The organism is Planococcus halocryophilus (assembly GCF_001687585.2).
In the GTDB taxonomy this organism is placed as follows: Bacteria; Bacillota; Bacilli; order Bacillales_A; family Planococcaceae; genus Planococcus; species Planococcus halocryophilus.
On record NZ_CP016537.2, the window covers coordinates 1,042,191 to 1,063,847 of the forward strand.

Genomic DNA, 21,657 nt, shown 5'->3' on the forward strand with positions numbered 1-21,657 from the left:
TGGATGGCTGTTTTGGAAGTGGATGCATTAACAGGTGGATATACACGAAAACCTGTTTTGCAAGAAGTGACATTTTCGATTGGAAAAGGAGAGCTTGTTGGTTTGATCGGCTTGAATGGTGCCGGCAAAAGTACCACGATCAAACACATTATTGGAATGATGCAACCAAAATCGGGGCAAATCCGTTTGAATGGCAAAACATTTGAAGAGGATATGGATCGTTATCGTTCATCGTTCTCTTATATTCCTGAAACACCGGTATTATATGAAGAACTGACATTGCGAGAACATCTTGAACTAACTGCGATGGCTTATAATATAGATCCAGCACAGTTTGAAAAACGTTCTGCAGAATTGTTAAAGGAATTTCGGATGGAAAAGCGTTTGAAATGGTTCCCATCGCATTTTTCAAAAGGAATGCGTCAAAAAGTAATGATTATGAGTGCATTTTTAGTAAACCCAGCACTATACATTATCGACGAACCTTTTGTTGGACTCGATCCACTGGGGATTAAATCTTTGTTGGATCAAATGGAACAACAAAAGAAAAAAGGCGCTTCTGTATTAATGTCGACACATATTTTATCGACTGCTGAACGCTATTGCGACCGAATCATCTTGCTTCATAATGGGCGTGTTCGAGCAAGTGGAACGATGGCTGATTTACGGGAGGCGTTCCAGATGCCTGATGCTTCACTGGATGATTTGTATATTGCGATGACCGAGGATGAGCTAAATGAAGAATTTGCATGATATTTGGTCAAAAAGACTCCATAAGTACACCGTTGAAGTTCAAAATTATTTGAAATACATTGTGACAGGGCATATCGCCGTTGTTATGCTATTTGCTTTAGGCGCAGCGGGATTTGCATATAGTGAATGGATTCAAGACGTCCCACCGGAATTTCCAGGAGCGTTATTGCTTGCTGTAATTTTCGGCTTATTATTGGCGCTCAGTCCGCCGTCTACTTTATTAAAAGAAGCGGACATGGTGTATTTTTTACCATTGGAAAGCAAATTAGATGACTTTTTAAAACCGGCTTTAAGGTGGTCGTTTTTATCCCAATTGTATTTGCCCGTGATTGTTTTTATTGTTTCGTTGCCAATGGTGAATGCGTTATATGGTTTGTCGTCATCGTTTTTAATCGGTTTTCCGATTTTGCTGTTGCTGATCAAATGGTGGAACGTTCAAACAGAATTTGCTTTTCGGAAGCAGGGGGCAGGAGAGCAGGTCTGGCTTGACCGACTTATACGTTTTCTATTAGTTGGATTGTTTGTCTATTTTTATATAGAAGACTTATTAGTAGTCGCAGTCGTTATTTTGTTCATTATCATTTTTTATGGAAAATGGATTGGCCGTAAAGCAGTAGGGAAGCCTTTTGCTTACGAACATTTTATTGGGTTGGAAGAAAATCGCATGTTGCGTTTTTATCAATTCGCTAATTACTTTACCGATGTGCCTCATTTAAAAGGCAAAATAAAAGCAAGAACTTGGTTGAATTGGGTGTATGGTTGGATCAAATCCGGTCCGAAAAATGCTCATTTGTATCTTGTGTGCAGAACCTTTATCCGCTCAGACGAATTGTTTTACTTATGGGTAAGGTTAACTGCGATTATAATGATAGGTGCTTGGTTTATTCCGTTTCAAATTGGAGTTGCTTTGTTTGCAGGCGCATTAGCATTTGCAACGGCGATTCAAATTTGGCAAGGGCTCACTCATACGCAGCATTTCCGAATGGATAATTTATTTCCGCTCACTCGTTTTAGCAGACAAGGAGCAGTTTGGAAGCTAATTATCGGACTACAATCACTGCAGAGTTTAGTAGCCGCTGTAGTTATTCTTATACTAGGTAAACCTGTTACAGCATTGCTGACATTTGTCGTTATTTTAACCGTTTCATTAGTTACAGTTACTGTTTTGAAAAATAAAAATAAAAATAAAAAGAAATAAAAATGGTGTAATAAATCTATTCCAATATCTCTTTATTTGTTGAATCCCGGTGAATTTCGTCATTATGGCTCATCACATCATGTTTTTAAACAAGAGATTTCCTAACTTGAAAATAGAACCACATGCTAGCGAAGTCGCGTCTACGAGCTTGCGCAGGAGCAATCGTCTTTGCTCTACCCAAAGCGACCAGAGCGATGTACGTTAATAACAAAATGTAGATAACCTCTAGTTTGTCTACATTTTAAAAGTTCAACATCTAAAAAAGATGTTGGACTTTCAGCTTGTAGACAAAAGAATAGTAATTCATTGTTTCGTATTTATATGGGATCCTCCGCACCAAACGGACGCTTTCCGCGGACGAAGCGCTGAGCCTCCTCGTCGCAAGCTCCTGCGGGGTCTCATCGCTCCGCTCTTCCGCAGGAGTCGCCGTTTGGTGCTCCGGACCCTTGAGTAATGGGTTAAAAATATTTAGTATCGCTTTTATTAGTAGAAAATAAACAAAGATAATTTCCTTTGATATAAGCAAGAAGATTCCAATCGGGCTGGCCACGAAGAATCCTGTGGTACAGCGAAAGCTGAAGACCCCGCAGGAACGTCAGTGACGAGGAGGCTGAAGCTGAGCCCACGGAAAGCGAAGTGGCCAGCGCGGTTGGAGGTTATACACCGCTATTCACTTTAATGAGACTTTTTCTACAGTCTAAAAGCCCAACATCTAAAAAAAGATGTTGGGCTTTGTTTTTATTCTTTATTAAAATGAATGGCAGCTGAACCTAATGTTTTTGCGGCAATCAGCATGGCTTCTTCTTTGAAATCGAATTTCGGATGATGGTGCGGGTACACGTCTCCGTCAGGCATTGCACCAGTGAAGAAGAAAGAACCAGGAATTTCCTCGAGGTAATAAGCAAAATCTTCGCCACCCATTTGAGGTGGGCAATCATAAACTTCGGTAACTCCTGGCACGGTAGCTGCAATGTTGTTAACAAACAAAGTTTCGTTTTCGTGATTAATAACAGCAGAGTAGCCACGCTTGTAATTAAATTCGTAATCGCTGTTATTGGCCAAACTCGTTCCTTTAATCACACGCTCCATCTCAGTTTCCATTAAGCTTCGAACATCTTCTTTAAATGTGCGAACTGTTCCCGATAATACCGCTTGGTCAGCAATAATATTGAATGGATTTTGTGCAACAAACGAACCGATGGATAACACGGCGGATTCTAATGGATCTACCCGTCTAGATACTAAAGTTTGAAGATTAGAGACAATTTGAGAACCTACTACCACAGCATCTATCGTTTCATGAGGACTTGCGCCGTGACCTCCTCGACCTTGTACTTTTAGCGTGAAGCTATCTGCAGCTGCCATGAGCGGGCCGACACGTGTATCAATTCGACCAAATGGCGTCATAGACCAAAGGTGAGTACCGAAAATGGCATCAACTCCATCAAGAACTCCAGCTGAAATCATCGATTTTGCGCCACCAGGCACAAGTTCTTCGGCATGTTGATGGATTAATACATAGGTTCCTGCCAATTCATCACGCATATCAAAAAGTGTTTTACCGAGTACTAAAAGAGTAGCTGTGTGGCCGTCATGCCCACAAGCGTGCATGACGCCATCAACAGTAGAACGGTAAGGTATATTTTCTTTTTGATCTTGGATTGGCAAGGCATCAAAATCGGCACGTAAAGCTACAGTTTTACCAGGTTTTGCTCCTTTAATCGTAGCAACAACACCATTCCCGCCAACATTTCCTTTCACATCAACCCCTAATTTTTCATAATAAGAGAGAATATAACGAGCTGTTTCAGTTTCATGAAAAGATGGCTCAGGGTTCATGTGCAAGTGTCGACGAATCTCCACCATTTCTGGGTAAGCAGCATCTAAGGCTGCGTATAATTTAGTGTTCATATGTAGAACTCCTTTTTTCGTTTAAGCATATCACAAAAAATTCCGAATATGCGAATGGGTGAATATTGGTACGAAGTTTATGTGAACAAAGAAAAAGACATAGCTCTCTCTGGAAAACAGAGAGAGCTATGTCTTTTTAGTTATTAATAAGTAAAGTTTAAATAAGATGCTGCAAAGTACACAATGAGAATAATCACTGATGGGATTGTATAAGATAAGGTTGATGCACTTTCTTTTCGATAAAGTGAAAACAAAGCCAACAACGACATAATGAGTACACCCACAGCGATTATCATATTCGCCCCAGATACATCTAACATAATCGGTCCTGCAGTATAAACAGGGTCAGACAGTGCAAGAATAATCATATTGAAAATATTGCTCCCGAGAATTGCGCCGACAGCCATATTGACATTGTTCAATCGCAACGCAATAAAAACAGAAATAGCTTCTGGCAAGGATGTTGCAGCCGCAATCAAGAAACTACCAATGAAACTTGATCCAATGCCAGTAATAATCGCAATTTGGTCTCCCGTAATCGATAAAGCAGTACCCGCTGCTAAAATAACTAAAGCGGCGATGATGAAACGAACAATTGCGGCTTTAGGTGATAACGAAGCACTTGGATTGTCGGGTTCTTCTTCTGATTCTACAATGGCTTCTGCTTCAGGGTCTAATGAAGGAAGTTTGTTTATAACCACCATCCCAATAATATAGGTAACGGCGATTAACAACGCGTCCAGTCCAACGCCAAAGATTTGCGTATCTAGGCGGAGTAAAAGAGCCATAACAACCAGAACCGTTAAAAAAACCCCAAGGAGGGCTGTGTAAATATTGTTGCGTGAAGCTCGGTTTAAAATTTGTCGTCTTCTAAGAAGAAAATCGAATCCTGCAAGAATAAACAAATTGAACAAATTCGAGCCAATCATGTTCCCAACAGCAATATCCGCATTGCCAATGGCTGCTGCTGAGAAACTAGTTGATACTTCGGGAAGGGAAGTCGCACCTGCCAAAAGTAGCGTACCAACCATCATGCCGCCCATAGCCGTTTTTGAACTAATGACATCGGCGTATTGAGATAGTTTGATAGATGCGAACACAGTAAGTGCCGCTGCTAATATGAAAATAACAAAAACCAAATAATTTTCCTCCTTAACTAACACCCCATAAGTGTATGGGGTGAGGTGATCATTCTTCTTCTGGTTTTGCTCGGTAAGTGCTGATATGAGATACGCCAGAGAAAATGTTTAGTCGCTGTGCACTTGTCTCAGCTTCTGGTTTAGCAGAATGAGCTTTTGCAAATGCTTGAGATTCTTTCCACTTTTCATAAAAAGTTGGAGATTCCCATTCGGTCAAAACAATATACGTATCTGAATCGAGTGGTCTTAGAACACGAAAAGCAACATATCCAGGTTCATTTTCAATAGCACCTGCTCTATTTTTAAAACGATGTTCGAAGACAGGACGGCCTTCATCAGAAACCGGAATATTATTTAAAACAAAATATCCTTTTTCTTTGAACTCTCCTGTTCCATCAACAACCTCATAGCGACGAGGTGTTTGGAAAATCGTTTTGTCTTTTGTTTCATGGATCACTAAAGTAGTCCCTTCACCTTGCATGACTACCATATTCTCTTCTGGGTGGTTATCACGCATTTTTTTCATAAAATCATATGTTCCAGTGGTCATGTAAAAATTCATTAAAACCCCTCCTAAGTAAGTATATACACTATTATATACTTCCCTATTGAAAACTACATGAAACAGGTTTGTCAAACAAGTGAAAAGAGAAGCGTCAAATTTATGACAAATGCGCTTGGAATCTATACAATATAGTACGGAACGTCTATAGTATAGACGGATATAGGTAGACAAAAGTAGAGTAGCACTTTGAAGGGATGAAACATTCATGACATTTAATGATACTTATCTTCGCGCAGCCCGTGGAGAAAAAACAGATCACGTACCCGTTTGGTATATGAGACAAGCTGGACGTTCGCAACCTGAATACCGCAAAATAAAAGAAAAATATTCATTAGAAGAAATCACGCACCAGCCAGAGCTATGCGCCTATGTAACAAAGCTTCCAGTAGATCAATACAACAACGATGCAGCAATTCTTTACAAAGACATCGTGACGCCATTGCCTGCAATCGGTGTCGACGTAAAAATCAAATCTGGAATTGGCCCTGTTATCGATAACCCAATTCGCACGATGGCGGATATCGAACGTTTAGGGGAAATCAATCCAGAACAAGACGTCGACTATGTTCTTGAAACAATTCGTTTGTTAACGCAAGAGCAATTAAATGTACCATTGATCGGGTTTTCTGGTGCGCCTTTCACGTTAGCCAGCTATATGATTGAAGGCGGACCTTCTAAGAGTTACAACAAAACAAAAGCGATGATGGTGTCAGAACCAGCGATGTGGTTTGCATTAATGGATAAATTAGCTGACACAATCATTCCTTATGTAAAAGCTCAGATTAAAGCAGGAGCAAAAGCAATACAAATTTTCGATTCATGGGTTGGCGCTTTAAACGTTGAAGATTACCGTATTTTCATCAAACCAGTAATGGATCGTATTTTCGCTGAATTGCGTACAGAAAATGTCCCGTTGACGATTTTTGGCGTAGGGGCAAGTCACTTAGCGAAAGAATGGCACGAACTTCCGGTTGATGTCGTAGGTCTAGATTGGCGCTTGCCGATTTCAGAAGCACGTTCAATGGGATTAACAAAAACCTTGCAAGGCAATTTAGATCCTTCTTATTTATTGGCAGACTGGTCAGTTATCGAAGAACGCACGAAAAAGATTTTAGATATGGGTATGCAAAATGATGGCTACATTTTTAACCTTGGCCATGGCGTTTTCCCAGAAGTTAATCCAGATACACTGAAACGCTTAACTTCATTTGTTCATGAATACAGTGCTGCACACAAAAGTAATTTAAAATAAGTACAAAACTTACGTAGAGGTGATTATGTTGAAGAAGAAAATGGGATTATTAGTTATGGCATATGGTACGCCATACTCAGAAGAAGATATTGAACGTTATTATACACATATTCGTCGTGGGCGTAAGCCGAGTGAAGAAAGTCTTGAAGACTTAAAGAGCCGCTACAAAGCAATTGGTGGTATTTCGCCACTTGCGAAAATTACATTAGACCAAGCAAATGGTCTATGTGATCGTTTAAATGAAGTTCAAGATGACATTGAATTCACTATGTACCTTGGTCTCAAGCACATCGAGCCGTTTGTAGAAGACGGCGTTGAAGAAATGAAAAAAGATGGTATTACAGAAGCGGTTTCAATCGTTTTAGCACCGCATTTCTCAACTTTTTCTGTAAAATCCTATAATGGACGCGCAGCAGAAGCGGCTGAAAAAGCAGGCATTTCGTTAACTTCGGTTGAAAGCTGGTACAAAGAACCGAAATTCATCCAATACTGGACTGAAAAAGTAAATGCAGCATTTGCTGAAATGTCAGAAGAAGAACGCGCGAAATCATGCTTAATCGTATCTGCACATTCATTGCCAGAGAAGATTATTGCAAATGGAGACCCATACCCAGACCAATTAAAAGAAACGGCTGAAATGATTCAACAAGCGACAGGCGTTGAAAACGTAGAAGTCGGCTGGCAAAGTGCTGGGCAAACAGGTGAACCGTGGATTGGACCAGATGTTCAAGACTTAACACGTGATTTGTTTGAACAAAAAGGCTATACATCTTTTGTTTACACCCCAGTTGGATTTGTAACAGATCATTTAGAAGTTCTTTTTGATAATGATTACGAATGTAAAGTAGTGTGCGATGACATCGGGGCAACTTACCGTCGTCCAGAAATGCCAAACGTACAGCCATTATTTATCGATGCATTAACTGATGTAGTTTTGCGTGAGTTAGCTTAATAAGGATGACGAGTGACCTAGTCTTCCTATGATAAGGAGAAATAGTTATGAAAAAACTTGCATGGCTTGGATTGCCATTATTACTACTAGCTGCCTGTGGATCAGGAGAAGCAGAATCTTCTGGTACAGGTCCTCAAGTAGAAGAAGTAATGGTAGCATTTAATACAGGCACACAGGCAGAGCCGGCCCAAGATATCGTCTTATCCGTTACAGTGACGCAAGCCGATGAAGCTGTGGAAGACGCAGATGAAGTTGTTTATGAAGTATGGCAATCAGGTGATCGCAATAATAGCGAGATGATTCCAGCGGAGCACACGGAAAATGGTATTTATGAAGCACAAACGAGTTTTAAAGAAGAAGGTTTGTATTATATGCAAGCACACACGACAGCGCGTTCGTTACATGTAATGCCAAAACAAGAAATAACCGTTGGCGATCCTGATCCAGCCTCAATCGTTTCTGATGACAGTGATGATGCACAAGGTATGGATAAAATGGAAGACCATTCCGGACATTAATACAGAAAAAAGACATCGCTTTGGCGGTGTCTTTTTTAAAAAAAATTTTAGCGGCTTAGCGATGTTGAAGTAGTTTGCTGTTATGGTACAGAAAGTGTGAATGTTTTCTAAGGGACCTTCGAGCAATAGAACATAAAAAACGAAGCGGCGCTCATTAGAGCCGCTTCGTTTAATCATTAGTTTTAGCTGATTTTATAAATTATTGCAAGAATCACATTGAGTACCATAACATTCATGCTGCTCTTCCATTTTTTCTCCACATGACACGCACTGTTTCGGGGGCAAGTTCTTGAAAAATTCAACTACGTTTTCAATCATAACTTCCATCTCCTTTTTGTTATAGTACTGTTGGTGTTTAAAACAGTGTATTATAACAGTTCGGATTCGTCAACCCTAAATAGTGAATTTATTTAAATAATCCGTTAAACTATAGTAAGGAAGATAGTTAAAAGGAGAGAGATTATGTATTTCGTAGACAACAATGGCATCACAGACCCACGGATTAACTTAGCAATCGAAGAATATTTGTTGAAAACAATGGATGTTGAAAAAGATCCATTTCTTCTGTTTTATATCAATGAGCCATCTATCATCATCGGCAAAAACCAAAACACAGCTGAAGAGATTAATACTGATTATGTAGATTCAAATGGTATTCATGTAGTTCGTCGTTTGTCTGGCGGAGGAGCAGTTTATCACGATTTGGGCAATTTAAATTACAGTTTCATCACAGTAGATGATGGGGAAAGTTTCCGTAACTTCCGTAAATTCACTGAGCCTGTTGTGCAAGCTTTACAAAGCCTTGGCGTAAATGCGGAACTTTCTGGACGCAATGATTTAATGGCAGAAGGTCGGAAGATATCGGGGAATGCACAGTTCTCAACTAGAGGTCGCATGTTTAGTCATGGAACTTTATTGTTTGATACAGAAATCGAAGCTGTCGTATCTGCGTTAAAAGTAAGCAAAGAAAAAATTGAATCAAAAGGCATTAAGTCGATTCGCAGTCGTGTGGCGAACATTTCTGAGTTTTTAAAAGAGCCTATGTCTGTGGAGAATTTCCGACATGCAGTTTTACACTCCATCTTCGAAGGTGAAGAAAATGTCCGTCATTATAAACTGACAGAAGAAGATTGGACAAATATTCACGAATTATCAACTGAACGTTATGGCAACTGGGATTGGAATTACGGCAAGTCTCCTAAATTCAATATTAAACATTCTCATCGCTTTCCGGTCGGCGGCATCGATGTCCGCTTACAAGTAGAGAAAGGGATTGTTCAAGACGCTCATATTTTTGGAGACTTTTTCGGTGTTGGAGATATATCTGAAGTCGAGCAAGCAATTGCTGGTTCAAAATACGAACGTGCTTCTTTAGAGGAAGCCATTGCAGAAATTGACATACCGAAACTTCTTGGTGGGATTACGACAGAAGAATTTTTGAAATTAATTTATTAAGAACTTTCGAAGAGTCTGCATTTATGCAGGCTCTTTTGTTAAAATGGAAAGAAAAAGGAAAGGGGGAATCATTGTGGCTATTCAACGAATCTTCATTGTAGAAGATGATTTGAAAATTGCAGAGTTGTTGGCTGAAACTTTAAGAAAATACCATTACGAAGTAGAGACCGCAAAAGATTTTGATCAAATCATCGAAGAATTCGAAGCTTTTGATCCCCATTTGATTTTACTTGATATTAACTTGCCGTCTTATGATGGCTATTATTGGTGCCGGCAACTTAGGCAGCAAACCACTTGTCCGATTATTTTCATCTCAGCTCGTTCGGGTGAAATGGACCAAGTCTTTGCTTTAGAAAATGGAGGGGATGATTTTATTACGAAACCTTTCCATTATGAAATCGTCCTTGCAAAAATAAGAAGCCATTTGCGAAGAGCTTATGGTGAATATGCACCAAAACAAGAAGAGCGGTCAATTAGGGCCGGACGTATTATTTTATACATGGAACGGATGGAATTACACGTCAAAAAAGAAATCATCCCATTGCAAAAAAAGGAATGCACGATTTTAGAGCTGTTGCTGACTCATTATCCGAAAGTAGTATCGCGTGAGCAGTTACTAGAGGAATTATGGGACGACCAAGCCTTTGTAGATGAAAATACGTTAAATGTTAATATGACACGAGTCCGGAAAAAATTGTCCGATTATGATGTGTTGTCTGCTATTGAAACTGTAAGAGGAGCCGGATACCGTCTTTTACTTCATGAGGAGGAAGCTTAATGCTGCGATTATTTATGAAAGAACATGCAGCATTTATCGTTTTCCAAGTTGTACTAGTGGCATTTATTATGTTGCTGTATTGGTTAGATGGTTTCCGAAACTTAGATACGGCAATTTATTCATTTGTCATTAGCACAGTGTTGGTGATTACATTCTTATCGGCGCGCTTTGCGAGACGGTATCAATATTACCAGCGAATTTTGTCGGTTCCGCAAAATTTGGAACATATGCTTCAGCGTGAAGGGAAATCACCCGAACAAGTACAAAACGAACTTTATTTGCAAAAATTATATCGCTTGTATCAGCATGAAGTGCAATCTTTATATGCATCTCAAAATCGTCATTTGCAATTTATGAATCAATGGGTTCATCAAATGAAAACGCCTATTTCGGTCATGCACTTATTGCTTCAAGAAGAAAAAGAACTGGATAAAAATAGCGTTCGCGAAGAAATGGAACGCTTAAAGGCAGGGCTGGATACGGTATTAATGAATGCTCGTCTAGACACTTTCGAGCAGGATATGCAAATCGAACAAATTAATTTGCGGTCTTTAGTCAGTGAAGTCGCGACAGAAAACAAACGACTATTTATTTCAAAGCGTGTCTATCCGGAAATTTCAATCAGCGAAGACCATGTTGTAGCCACAGATCAGAAGTGGATGAAATTTATCGTCGGACAATTTTTAACAAATGCAGTAAAATACACATTCGAACCAAACAAAAAAGTTTATATTGCTGCTAAATGTTCAAATGGCAATACATTGCTGACAATTCGGGACGAAGGAATCGGTATTTCGTCTTCAGATTTGCCCCGTGTAACAAAGGCTTTTTTTACAGGCGAAAACGGGCGAAAAATTGGAGAGTCAACAGGGATGGGCTTATACTTAGCAAAAGAAATTTGTGGCAAATTAGGTCACGAACTGACGATTTCTTCTGTTCAAGGAGAAGGGACAACCGTTTCTGTCTTATTCTTTAATCAAGATTTCGTAACACAGGAGGAACATGATGACAGTAGTGGAAATCGATGAAGTAACAAAAGTGTATGAAGGAAAAGTGACACATCGGGCAGTCAATCAGCTAAGTTTCACTGTGGAAAAAGGAGAATTTCTAGCAGTGATGGGGCCATCCGGGAGTGGGAAAACGACTTTACTCAATTTGATTTCAACCATCGACTCATTAACTTCTGGCGAGATTTTGATTGATGGTGTCAATCCGCATTTACTGGACAAAAATGAGCTAGCCTTGTTTCGTAGAAGAGAAATGGGGTTTGTTTTTCAAGACTTTAATTTACTTCAAATGTTAACTGTAGAAGAAAACTTAGTGTTGCCGTTGACGCTCGATTATTTTCCTGTTGATGAAATGGCGAAACGTGTGCTGGTAATTGCGGAGCGTTTAGGGCTGACATCTCTTCTTCACAAGAAACCGAACGAAATTTCGGGTGGAGAAGCTCAGCGAACAGCGATTGGACGTGCCCTTATTCACCAGCCAGCGATTATTTTAGCGGATGAGCCGACAGGGAATTTGGACTCTAAATCTTCCCGTGATGTCCTTGAAATTCTATCTCATGCAGCCAAAGAAGATGAAACGACCATTATTATGGTAACGCATGATCCGATTGCAGCGAGTTATTGCGATCGTGTTCTTTTTATAAAAGACGGGGAATTTTTCAATGAAATCTATGGGGATGAACGACGACAGACTTTTTATCAGCGAATTTTGAATGTCCTGTCGTTGTTGGGAGGATCCGTAAATGACGTTTCGACAACTCGCTTACCATAATGTTTTTCGCAATCGAAGAAACTATGCGGCTTTCTTTTTAGCTAGTGTTTTTTCGGTCATGGTGTTTTTTGTATGCTCAATGTTTATTTTTCATCCGTTATTTGAAAAAGATGCATTGCAGCTATTAGCCATACGAGGAATGATGATTGCGGAAGTGGTTTTGTACATTTTCACATTGTTTTTTTTATTTTATTCAATGAGTGCATTTTTGCAAGCTCGATCGAAAGAATTCGGTGTATTAATGCATTTAGGAATGACAAAAAAACAATTGAACAAATTGATCTTTTTTGAAATGCTGATTATCGGTACAGTTTCTACTGTGACAGGCACTGTATTTGGTTTTGCTTTTTCTAAATTCTTTTTCATGGTTGGACGAGAAATTATGGAGCTGGACACGTTGCCACTATATGTTTCTTGGGAACCTTTTTTGCTAACAATAGTGGCGTTTGCTAGCTTATTTATCATCATCTCATTTGTTAGTGTAGGATTTATCCGTACGAAACGAGTGATTGATTTACTCCGAGGTTTTTGGAGAGTTGAAGAAGAAACAAAATCATCTACAATGCTCGCGATTATGGGAATTGTCTTTTTAACAGTCGCTTACATATTCGCTGTAAATGTATCAGATGAGACGGTGTATTATATTATTTTTATCGTTCCCCCATTGGCTACGTTCGGTACTTATTTATTTTTTACTCATACGCTTAGTTTCTTATTGAGTTTATGTAAACGAAAAAAGAAAGTGTACTGGAAAAAAACACGTTTAGTTTCATTGGCCGAAGCATCGGTGAAATTAAAAGATAGTGCGCAAATGTTTTTTATCGTTACAATCGTGTCCACAATCGCTTTTTTAACAGTCGGAACATTAGCGTCTTTCATGTCGTATACAGGTGATTTCCGAGAATCAAATCCGCTTGGGCTTATTTATATTTCATTTGATGGCAATGAGCAAGAAGCAGAACATATCGAACGGCTCACAAGTCAATTAACAAGCGAACAGTTATCCTATGATTTAGTTGAATTGACGGTGAAACGCCAAACTTCTGAAGCATCTGGAAACGATGTCGATATTTTATCCCTATCAGAATTTAATCGGTTAGCTACTGCGCTCGATTTTGAACCGGCACAATTAGTACAAGGAGAAGGCATGTTTGTGCCATTTTCATTAGACTCGGCAAAAGAGTTGGAAAATGTGAGTGTCGATACATCGCTTATTGAAAATGATGTGTCGTTATCCATTCGATCCACTTATCCGCATGTCGTCTTTCCTATTCATACGTTAAATATCAATACAATTGTAGTAAGTGATGCAGATTATGAAGCGATCAATCAACCGCTTCTCGGATATAAAGTTGGAAGCTCAGATTTTACTTATTATGCGTTTGATATATTAAATTGGACCGAAACGATGAATATTGGCAACCGCTTAACAGACAGGATGTATGAAGCTGTAGAGAAAACGGATTTCAATGGAATCGATTATTTTTTTGAAAATCCAGGTGCAGATTATCGCTGGTTTAAATCATCATTTGCGCTGTTATTATTTATCGGTGTTATGGTAGCTGCGGTCTTCTTATTAGCAGCCGGAAGCTTTATTTATTTTAAATTGTATACAGGTTTAGAGAGAGACCGAAAGCAATACAAGCTGTTGACACGTATGGGAATGACAGACAAAGAATTGGGGAAAATCGTTAACCGTCAACTAATTCCACAATTCTTTCTGCCATGGATAATTGCATTGCTGCATAGTGCTTTTGCTTTTATCTCTTTACAAGTTGTCTGGGATGAATTTGCTGAGCTGTCGATTCTCGGTGAAATGGCAATAGTATTGGGTGGCTTTACCATTGCACAAATTTTATATTTTTTCTTAATACGCTGGCGCTACGTCGCCCATTTACAGGCACCGTAATCAAACGGTGCCTGTTGTATTGTCTGAAGATTTATTTTATAATGATAATAGATTGAAATATGAATGAGTATTCATTCAACGCGAAAGAGGGATGAAGATGAGTTTAATGACACGTGTTCATGAAATTGCAAAACAAAATCCTACTAAAGCAGCTTATAACTTTATGGGACAAGATACTAGCTACAAGGAATTTGATCAGAAAGTGGCGTTTTTTGCAGGCGCTTTAAAAGAGCTAGGCGTGGAAAAAGGGGACCATGTCGCATTTCTTTTGGGTAATACACCACATTTTTTAATTTCACTTTATGCAACAATGAGGTTAGGTGCAACAGCCGTTCCGATTAATCCTATCTATACTCCGGATGAAATCGCTTACATTGTTAATGATAGTGATGCTAAAGTGGTTGTTGCTCTTGATATGCTACTTCCATTAATAGAAAAAGCGCATGCCGCATTGCCGGCAGTGGCATCTTATGTCATCTGTGAAACTGATCCAGCGATGCCAGAAAAAATGGCCCAATTACCTGAAGCGGTAAAAAGCAAAATCTATTCCTTCACTAAACTGCTAACAAATTCTACTGTGAATAGTGAATTTGCGGAAGTCGAAGCTGACGATACAGCAGTTATTTTATACACATCAGGCACAACTGGAAAACCTAAAGGCGCAATGTTAACGCATCAAAACCTCTATTCAAATGCTCGAGATGTGGGAGAGTACCTTCAAATTAGTGAAACCGATCGCGTAGTAGCAACTTTGCCAGTATTCCATGTATTTGCATTGACAGTCGTTGTAAACGCACCTTTATTACAAGGCGCAACCATTATTTTAGTGCCTCGTTTTAATCCGAAAGAAGTGTTTGAGGTGATTAAAGCGAACAAAGCGACCGTTTTTGCAGGAGTACCAACGATGTTCAACTTTATGAACCAGTTGCCGGACGTTGATCCAGCAGATTTTGCTACTGTACGTCTTACCGTATCAGGTGGTTCTGCAATGCCAGTTGCTTTGCTTCATAGTTTTGAAGATAAATTTAATGTTCGCATTTCAGAAGGATATGGTTTGTCAGAAGCTTCTCCTGTTACTTGCTTTAACCCGATTGATCGAGAACGAAAAGCGGGTTCAATTGGTACATCAATCATCAATGTGGAAAACAAAGTTGTTAACGAATTAGGCGAAGAAGTAGCTGTAAATGAAGTAGGGGAATTGATTGTTCGTGGACCGAACGTAATGAGAGGGTATTACAAAATGCCAGAAGAAACAGCCTCAGCGATTCGTGACGGTTGGTTGTATACTGGAGACTTAGCACGTGTTGATGAAGAAGGCTATTTTTATATTGTTGATCGTAAAAAAGACATGATCATTGTTGGGGGATATAATGTTTACCCACGAGAAATTGAAGAAGTGTTGTTCGCACATCCTGCCATTTTGGAAGCAGCCGTAGTTGGTTTGCCTGATCCGGATTTCGGAGAAGAGGTAAATGCGTACGTGGTACTAAAAGATCCGACAGTCTCTATTGAGGATTTGAAAGTATACTGTGCAGAACATTTAGCAAAATACAAAGTGCCAAGACAGTTTGAAGTTCTTCAAGAATTACCGAAAAATACAACGGGTAAAATTTTACGACGATCGTTGAAAGATCAAGCAAGACAGAAATAAGCCAATCTTCACTTTAAATTAATTCCTAAAGAAGCGATGCGATATAGCATTGCTTCTTTTTTTGAAGTGAATTTCTGTTGAATTCGTGTAACAAGCAAAAAATTTCATGTGAGAATGCCGAAGGTTCGTGTAAGAAAAATAAAAACTCATGTAAAAAATTAAATGATTGTGGTAAAAAGCTCAAAACTTCATTTAAAAATGCATCAGTACTCCTTTGTGTCTTTTCCTAGAAGTCTTTATTATAGTAAAAGAGTATATAGGAAAAGTCAGATGTAAGAAGGGGAATGAATGGTGAAAAAAACAGTAGAAATTCAAGATATCACAACAGTGGTTTCTGTAACCGATCCTCAAATATCACCAGATGGCAAAAGTGCAGTATTCGTTCATACCACAATAGATGAGCAGGAAAATGCATATAACGCGAATCTTTATCATATCGGTTTGGAAACGCGTCAGCATAGACAATGGACTTTTGACAAAAGCCAAATCAGTTCGCCGCAGTGGTCTGCAGACGGTACAGCTGTCGCATATTTAGTAGAAGAAGATGGCCATAAGCAATTGTTCGTTTTATCGTTAGCGGACGGACAAATAAACAAAATGACTAATTTAGAAAGTGGCATAGAGCGATTCCAATGGTCGCCTTGTGGAAAAAAGATTTGGGTTAATGGTGTCCTAGATAAAGAACAAACCGCAAATCTACTCTACCAACAAATAGGGTTTTTAACGATTGAGTCGAAAAAGGTAGAACCCGTACTAGCGGGGGATTGTCATTATCGCTTAGAAGCCGTATCGCATGATGGGGGAAAATTAGTTTATGCGGTAGTAAAAGAAAAAAAACATGATCTTGTACCTGGTCAACCTCTTTGTTTATATAATCTTGAAACACAAGAACAAAAAATGCTTACAGAAAACCAAGGTCATTTTAGTGGTGTGACTTTTTCACATGATGACTCAAAGCTCGCGTATTTTGGAAACATGCGACAATACGGTGATGCTACTCATAAAGAGCTTTATATCGCAGATTTACAAAATCAAACGAATAGTTGTTTAACAGAAGGTTTAGATGTGCCTGTGGGAGATTACGCAATAAGTGATTATCAAGAAATAACTGCAGGGAAGCCTGTCTGGACGAAAGATGATCATTTGTATTTCCAAGTATCCACTATGGGCGATGTCCGTCTATATTTTGCATCGCTCGATGGGATGATTTTTCCAGCATCTCCTGAAATGGAGCATGTTGTTGGCTACGATGTTTCACAAGAGGGTGAATTTGCGATTCTTGCTATTAGCACGATGACTCAACCAGGAGAGTTATACCGCTTACAGATTACAACGGGAGAATATGAAGTGCTAACGTCTTTTAATGAGGATTATGTTGAAAGTACCCAGTTGCGCGAAGGTCAACCGACGATTACCTCGGGCTCAATTGAGTCGGTACACAGTTGGTTGATTAAACCAATCGGTATGCAAGAAGGTGAAAAGTATCCGTTAATCGTCAAAGTTCACGATGGTGCTCATGGGATGTTTGCGAATACCTTTTATCATGAACTGCAATTACTTGCAGCACAAGGTTATGGTGTTCTTTATGTTAATCCAAGTGGAAGCCATGGCTATAGTCAGGAGTTTGCAAAAATAGGAAGAGATGTTGCTTATAAAGATACGATGAATGCAGTAGCTGAAGTGGTAGAAACAATTGAATGGGTCGATGAGAATCAATTAGCTGTAATAGGAGATAGTTACGGTGGTCTGTTAACGAAGTTGCTTTTTCTTTACAGGAAAAAACCAGATCGTTTTACAAGTGAGAAAACAGAACAATTGGCTTTAAAATTAGAAAGCATGGAGAAGGATACAAAATTTGTCCGTTTTCTAGAAACGTCCATGAATGATTCATATGTGTATAAACCAAGTCATCGCATTGAACGTTTAGAACAAATTATAAGTTGGGTGAAAAAATACGTATAGAAAAAAGCGGCTGAAAAAGCCGCTCTTTTTTTATGACTATTTCCCTTTAAACACAGGTTTTCTTTTTTCTCCAAAAGCGGTAAGAGCTTCAACTCGGTCTTCAGTGGGTATAGTGATTTCATAAGCCTTACGTTCGATTTGAAGGCCAGTATGTAAATCAGTGTTCATGCCGTTTTTAATTGCGAATTTTGCTTGTTGAAGTGCGATTGGGCCATTTGCAAGAATGGCATCTGAAAAATTGCCAGTTACTTCAGCAAGTTCATCACGTGTGGTGACTCGTGTTAATAATCCATAATCCAATGCTTCAACAGATTTTAAGCGACGTGCAGTCAATATTAACTCTAATGCTTTTGTTTCACCGATCAAACGAGGAAGACGTTGAGTGCCGCCAGCTCCGGGAATAATTCCTAAACTCGTTTCAGTTAGTCCTAGAAGTGTATCATCTGTAGCAATTCGGAAATCACAAGCGAGTGCTAGTTCCATTCCCCCTCCAAATGCAAAACCATTAATCATAGCAATAGTTGGTTGTGGCAAGTTTTCGATTGTGGAAAACACTTCTCCGATTTTGTAGATATTGCGTTTAACATGTTGGTCAGTTAAATTTTTGCGTTCTTTCAAGTCCGCACCCACACTGAATGCTTTTTCCCCTGCACCAGTGAAAACAACAACACGGATATCTGGATTGATGCGGATTGCTTCTACAACCTGACCCAGCTCGTTTAACATGTCATAGTTAAAGGCATTCATGGCCTCGGGTCTGTTTAACGTAATAAAAGCCAAATTGTTTTGTTGTTCATAATGAATTGTGTCCATTTTCATCCCCCTTGTATCGTTCCATCCATTAAAAACATATCACTTTTTGGACTATTTCGCCATCAGACTCTATAATGAACTCCATGGGAGGGACTGCATTTATGAATCAAATAACGTTTATACGCATCTTCCGGATTGTCTGGCTGGCAGTCAAGATCTTTTTACAAGTAACGATTTTCCAAAAGCGCAATCGAGGCAAATGGACTCCGCTAGTTGAAAAAAGATGGAATGAGATGATTACAAAGCAAGCAAAAGAATATAAGAACCTCGCATTAAAGCTAGGTGGCCTTATGATTAAACTTGGGCAGTTTCTCTCAACACGAGCGGATATCATGCCGCCATCGTTTCTCGAAGAGTTAGAAGGGCTAATAGACCGTGTACCTTCTGTTCCAAGACAGGACATCATCTCAGTGCTTGAACAAGAATGGAATACGCCCCATACGGAATACTTGGACCATTTATCAGAATCAGCAATCGCTTCTGCTTCAATTGGTGAAGTATACAAAGGGGTACTGAAAAATGGGTTGGAAGTCGCCGTCAAAGTTCAGCGACCAGGAACCGATCGGATATTACGCGCTGACTTTAAAGCCATTCGCATTGTGATATGGCTAGCTGAAAAATTCACACCGTATGGAAAACAAATTGACTTTAAGCAATTATACGTGGAGATGACAGAAACCATTGGCAACGAATTAAATTTTTTGAAAGAACTTCAAAATGGCCGTTCTTTTTCCGATCGCTTTGATGCAATGGAAGGAGTCCGGATTCCGATGTATTTCGATGAATTCACCACACGTCGCGTGCTGGTGATGGAATGGATTGAAGGAGCGCGAATTACAGATTTAGCATTTATCGAAAAAAACGAATTAGATCGTCATGAAATATCCGAACGTTTGTTTATTTTGTTTTTGGAACAAATTTTATACGGCGGTCAATTCCATGCCGACCCTCATGGGGGAAATATTTTACTTGAACCAAATGGCGGAATTGTGTTGATCGATTTTGGGATGATCGGTACGATTACAAAAAAAGATTCCCAATCTGTATTACGTGCAGCAGAAGGAATTATTTTCAAAAATTACGAGCAAGTACTGGATTCATTGGAAGAATTACGCTTTTTATTGCCCCAGGCAGATCGCGTCGTGTTAGAGGACGCCATATCACGACTTGTGGCAGCATACGAATCAAACGAATTGTCACAGATGGATAGTTTTGTAGTAGAGCGGTTACTTGATGATATTCAAGACATTGTTCGAACACAACCGGTTCAATTACCAGCTGAATTTGCCTTTTTTGGACGAGCAACTTCTATTTTTGTCGGTGTCTTGCATATCTTAGATCCAAATGTAGATTTAATGGCATTGGCTCGACCACGAATTCTGGAATGGGCTTCGTCACAAAAAGAAGGCAAAGGGATGTTCGGTAAAGAAGACATCTTACGCTGGGTATTAAATGGAACAGGTCCATTACGCGTCTTTCCTCAGAAAGTGATCAATTATTTAGAAGAACCAGAGCGTCTCCGTCGCTATATTGAAAATCGGGATGGCAAGGAACGTGAATACCGACGTGATTTACAATCTCGTATGTTTGCTGGAGTTTTCACAATCCTGTCTTTTGTCGGAATTTCCGTCTCCGTTTGGTTCTGGAACGAACCTTATATGTGGGTTTCTTCGGTATTTTTCGTAGGCTCTCTGTGGGCATATCGTTCGATAAAGTAAAAAAAGCGAAAACGCCACGAAACAACATAAAGATACTAACAAAAGAGCTTTCGATTAAAGTCTTTAACTTTAATCAAAAGCTCTTTTACGTTGCCATTTAAAATGAGTAAAACATTCACTCAAGAGGCTGCTGTTTGCGTGGGGGAAATGTCCGTGTTGTCACATAAGCCATCGGACGATTATGAACACGCTGCGCCTTTTTGAAAAAACGACGAAGGGATCCGGCGAAAGAATGTTGATTACGTAAAGCAATAGGCGATACATCTAAATAAACGGTTAAGTTATTGCTTAAATAAATGATACTTCCCTTGCCGCTGCTGTCACTTTCGATAAGGTCGATGGCATCGTAATTAAACCAAACGCATTCTTTGTTTTTAGGAGAGTGTGTCGGAAAGAAAATGAGTGGATTGCCGTAATACTCGCCTACAATAATGGGGGGCTTATGTTTTACACCGACAGCTTTTTGAGCATAAAGTGTGGCGCTTTCTAATGACGCACGATAAAAGCGGCAAGAAGTGGTTACCGTTTTGTAAACAGCGTCTTCAACCACAAATTCATTGCGGTCTTCAATCACACGCATCCAGGTGCGATGGCCGTCCGTATAGGGTAAAAGGGCATACGTATTTGTGCAAATCGTATACGAAGACGGTCTGTGATTCTTTTTACTCATGAAGAATAACCCCCTAAATTTACTTTACATATCCTATTATAATAAAAAATGGAAATTTGGCAACGTTAATTAGATTGAAAATAAACTTTTTTCTGTTTAATTGTAATTTTCAAATAAGTCTTGATTTTTATTATTCCTTTCATGTATACTAATGAAAAGCATTCGGGGTGAAGAAGAATGGAAAACTATTATTCTTATGCTGATTTCATGAAGGCAATGGCTCAAACAAAAAAAATTACGGAAGCTGAAAAGCTGCTAAATGATATCTATTTAGATCTGTTCTTAAAACATGTTCATCGTTCTCAACAGGAAGAACAGCTAATGGCACTCATCGATGAAGCCCTGGACAATCATGATCAAAAAGCGTTCACTAAATACACAACTCAATTACAAATTTTAAATCACGAAGAAACGGAATAAATAGCTGTTTAAAAAATAGCTAGAAAAAGGGAACTAGATATAATCTAGTTCCCTTTTTCTATGCTCATTAAGAGAAGGCGATTCCTTTATGAATGTACTAGCAACTTTCTATTTCTAGGTATTTTTTTCTTAATTTGCATTAAAAAACATATGTTCGCTTTTTATTAGTGGTTTTTTAGGGCATATGTTAAAGTAGATGTATTGAAAGAATGGG

General features: G+C 39.2%; 20 protein-coding genes. 14 read left to right on the top strand and 6 right to left on the bottom strand.

Annotation, left to right across the window (positions count from 1 at the left end; all coding sequences use genetic code 11):
• The first annotated feature begins 3 nt into the window (after positions 1-3).
• Both BBI08_RS05145 and BBI08_RS05150 read left to right on the top strand, forming a co-directional pair.
• Positions 4-753, top strand: coding sequence for an ABC transporter ATP-binding protein (locus BBI08_RS05145; RefSeq protein WP_008496019.1), 750 nt, complete (start codon positions 4-6; stop codon positions 751-753).
• Positions 737-1,951, top strand: a complete 1,215-nt coding sequence (locus tag BBI08_RS05150) for an ABC transporter permease (protein WP_008496020.1) — start codon at positions 737-739, stop codon at positions 1,949-1,951. The genes BBI08_RS05145 and BBI08_RS05150 overlap by 17 nt, the downstream gene beginning before the upstream one ends.
• A gap of 738 nt (positions 1,952-2,689) precedes the next feature.
• On the opposite strand, the gene BBI08_RS05155 is transcribed toward BBI08_RS05150, so the two are convergent.
• From BBI08_RS05155 to BBI08_RS05165, 3 genes are all read right to left on the bottom strand, one after another.
• Positions 2,690-3,862 (bottom strand): amidohydrolase, encoded by a 1,173-nt coding sequence (locus BBI08_RS05155; RefSeq protein ID WP_008496021.1) that lies wholly within the window; start codon positions 3,860-3,862, stop codon positions 2,690-2,692.
• Between the two features lie 143 nt (positions 3,863-4,005).
• On the bottom strand, positions 4,006-5,001 hold the full coding sequence (locus BBI08_RS05160) for a sodium:calcium antiporter (RefSeq protein WP_065527814.1): 996 nt from the start codon (positions 4,999-5,001) through the stop codon (positions 4,006-4,008).
• 49 nt (positions 5,002-5,050) lie between these two features.
• On the bottom strand, positions 5,051-5,563 hold the full coding sequence (locus tag BBI08_RS05165) for an antibiotic biosynthesis monooxygenase family protein (RefSeq protein WP_008496024.1): 513 nt from the start codon (positions 5,561-5,563) through the stop codon (positions 5,051-5,053).
• Between the two features lie 208 nt (positions 5,564-5,771).
• Here BBI08_RS05165 and hemE point away from each other — a divergent pair, with 208 nt between their 5' ends.
• The 3 genes from hemE to BBI08_RS05180 are packed head-to-tail and all read left to right on the top strand — an operon-like array spanning position 5,772 to position 8,288.
• On the top strand, positions 5,772-6,818 hold the full coding sequence (hemE, locus tag BBI08_RS05170; RefSeq protein ID WP_065527815.1) for a uroporphyrinogen decarboxylase: 1,047 nt from the start codon (positions 5,772-5,774) through the stop codon (positions 6,816-6,818).
• 25 nt (positions 6,819-6,843) lie between these two features.
• Complete coding sequence (hemH, locus tag BBI08_RS05175) at positions 6,844-7,770, top strand: ferrochelatase (protein ID WP_008496026.1); 927 nt, start codon at positions 6,844-6,846, stop codon at positions 7,768-7,770.
• A gap of 47 nt (positions 7,771-7,817) precedes the next feature.
• Positions 7,818-8,288, top strand: a complete 471-nt coding sequence (locus tag BBI08_RS05180; protein WP_008496027.1) for a FixH family protein — start codon at positions 7,818-7,820, stop codon at positions 8,286-8,288.
• Positions 8,289-8,480: 192 nt separating this feature from the next.
• On the opposite strand, the gene yhfH is transcribed toward BBI08_RS05180, so the two are convergent.
• Positions 8,481-8,606: a protein YhfH gene (gene yhfH / locus BBI08_RS05185; RefSeq protein ID WP_065527816.1), complete on the bottom strand. Its 126-nt coding sequence runs from the start codon at positions 8,604-8,606 to the stop codon at positions 8,481-8,483.
• A gap of 144 nt (positions 8,607-8,750) precedes the next feature.
• On the opposite strand from yhfH, the gene BBI08_RS05190 reads away from it, so the two are divergent.
• The 7 genes from BBI08_RS05190 (at position 8,751) to BBI08_RS05220 (ending at position 17,822) form a co-directional block, all read left to right on the top strand.
• Positions 8,751-9,743 (top strand): lipoate--protein ligase, encoded by a 993-nt coding sequence (locus BBI08_RS05190; protein WP_008496028.1) that lies wholly within the window; start codon positions 8,751-8,753, stop codon positions 9,741-9,743.
• Between the two features lie 43 nt (positions 9,744-9,786).
• Positions 9,787-10,521, top strand: coding sequence for a response regulator transcription factor (locus BBI08_RS05195; RefSeq protein WP_008496029.1), 735 nt, complete (start codon positions 9,787-9,789; stop codon positions 10,519-10,521).
• Positions 10,521-11,549, top strand: coding sequence for a sensor histidine kinase (locus BBI08_RS05200; RefSeq protein WP_008496030.1), 1,029 nt, complete (start codon positions 10,521-10,523; stop codon positions 11,547-11,549). The genes BBI08_RS05195 and BBI08_RS05200 overlap by 1 nt, the downstream gene beginning before the upstream one ends.
• Positions 11,527-12,300, top strand: coding sequence for an ABC transporter ATP-binding protein (locus tag BBI08_RS05205; protein ID WP_008496031.1), 774 nt, complete (start codon positions 11,527-11,529; stop codon positions 12,298-12,300). The genes BBI08_RS05200 and BBI08_RS05205 overlap by 23 nt, the downstream gene beginning before the upstream one ends.
• Positions 12,272-14,209, top strand: coding sequence for an ABC transporter permease (locus BBI08_RS05210; protein WP_065527817.1), 1,938 nt, complete (start codon positions 12,272-12,274; stop codon positions 14,207-14,209). Before BBI08_RS05205 ends, BBI08_RS05210 begins: the two co-directional genes overlap by 29 nt.
• 97 nt (positions 14,210-14,306) lie before the next feature.
• Positions 14,307-15,860: a fatty acid--CoA ligase family protein gene (locus tag BBI08_RS05215; RefSeq protein ID WP_008496032.1), complete on the top strand. Its 1,554-nt coding sequence runs from the start codon at positions 14,307-14,309 to the stop codon at positions 15,858-15,860.
• 288 nt (positions 15,861-16,148) lie between these two features.
• Positions 16,149-17,822, top strand: a complete 1,674-nt coding sequence (locus tag BBI08_RS05220) for a S9 family peptidase (protein WP_065527818.1) — start codon at positions 16,149-16,151, stop codon at positions 17,820-17,822.
• A 36-nt stretch (positions 17,823-17,858) separates the two neighbouring features.
• Here the strand turns inward: BBI08_RS05220 and BBI08_RS05225 are convergent, their stop codons facing one another.
• Positions 17,859-18,635 (bottom strand): enoyl-CoA hydratase-related protein, encoded by a 777-nt coding sequence (locus BBI08_RS05225; RefSeq protein ID WP_008496035.1) that lies wholly within the window; start codon positions 18,633-18,635, stop codon positions 17,859-17,861.
• A gap of 101 nt (positions 18,636-18,736) precedes the next feature.
• Between BBI08_RS05225 and BBI08_RS05230 the strand changes: the two genes are divergently transcribed.
• Complete coding sequence (locus BBI08_RS05230; RefSeq protein ID WP_065527819.1) at positions 18,737-20,353, top strand: ABC1 kinase family protein; 1,617 nt, start codon at positions 18,737-18,739, stop codon at positions 20,351-20,353.
• A gap of 115 nt (positions 20,354-20,468) precedes the next feature.
• Here BBI08_RS05230 and BBI08_RS05235 read toward each other — a convergent pair whose 3' ends face one another.
• A complete protein-coding gene (locus tag BBI08_RS05235) occupies positions 20,469-21,023 on the bottom strand; it encodes a competence protein ComK (RefSeq protein ID WP_008496039.1) in 555 nt (184 codons plus the stop codon).
• A 177-nt stretch (positions 21,024-21,200) separates the two neighbouring features.
• Between BBI08_RS05235 and BBI08_RS05240 the strand changes: the two genes are divergently transcribed.
• A complete protein-coding gene (locus BBI08_RS05240; RefSeq protein WP_065527820.1) occupies positions 21,201-21,443 on the top strand; it encodes an IDEAL domain-containing protein in 243 nt (80 codons plus the stop codon).
• The last annotated feature ends 214 nt before the right edge of the window (positions 21,444-21,657 follow it).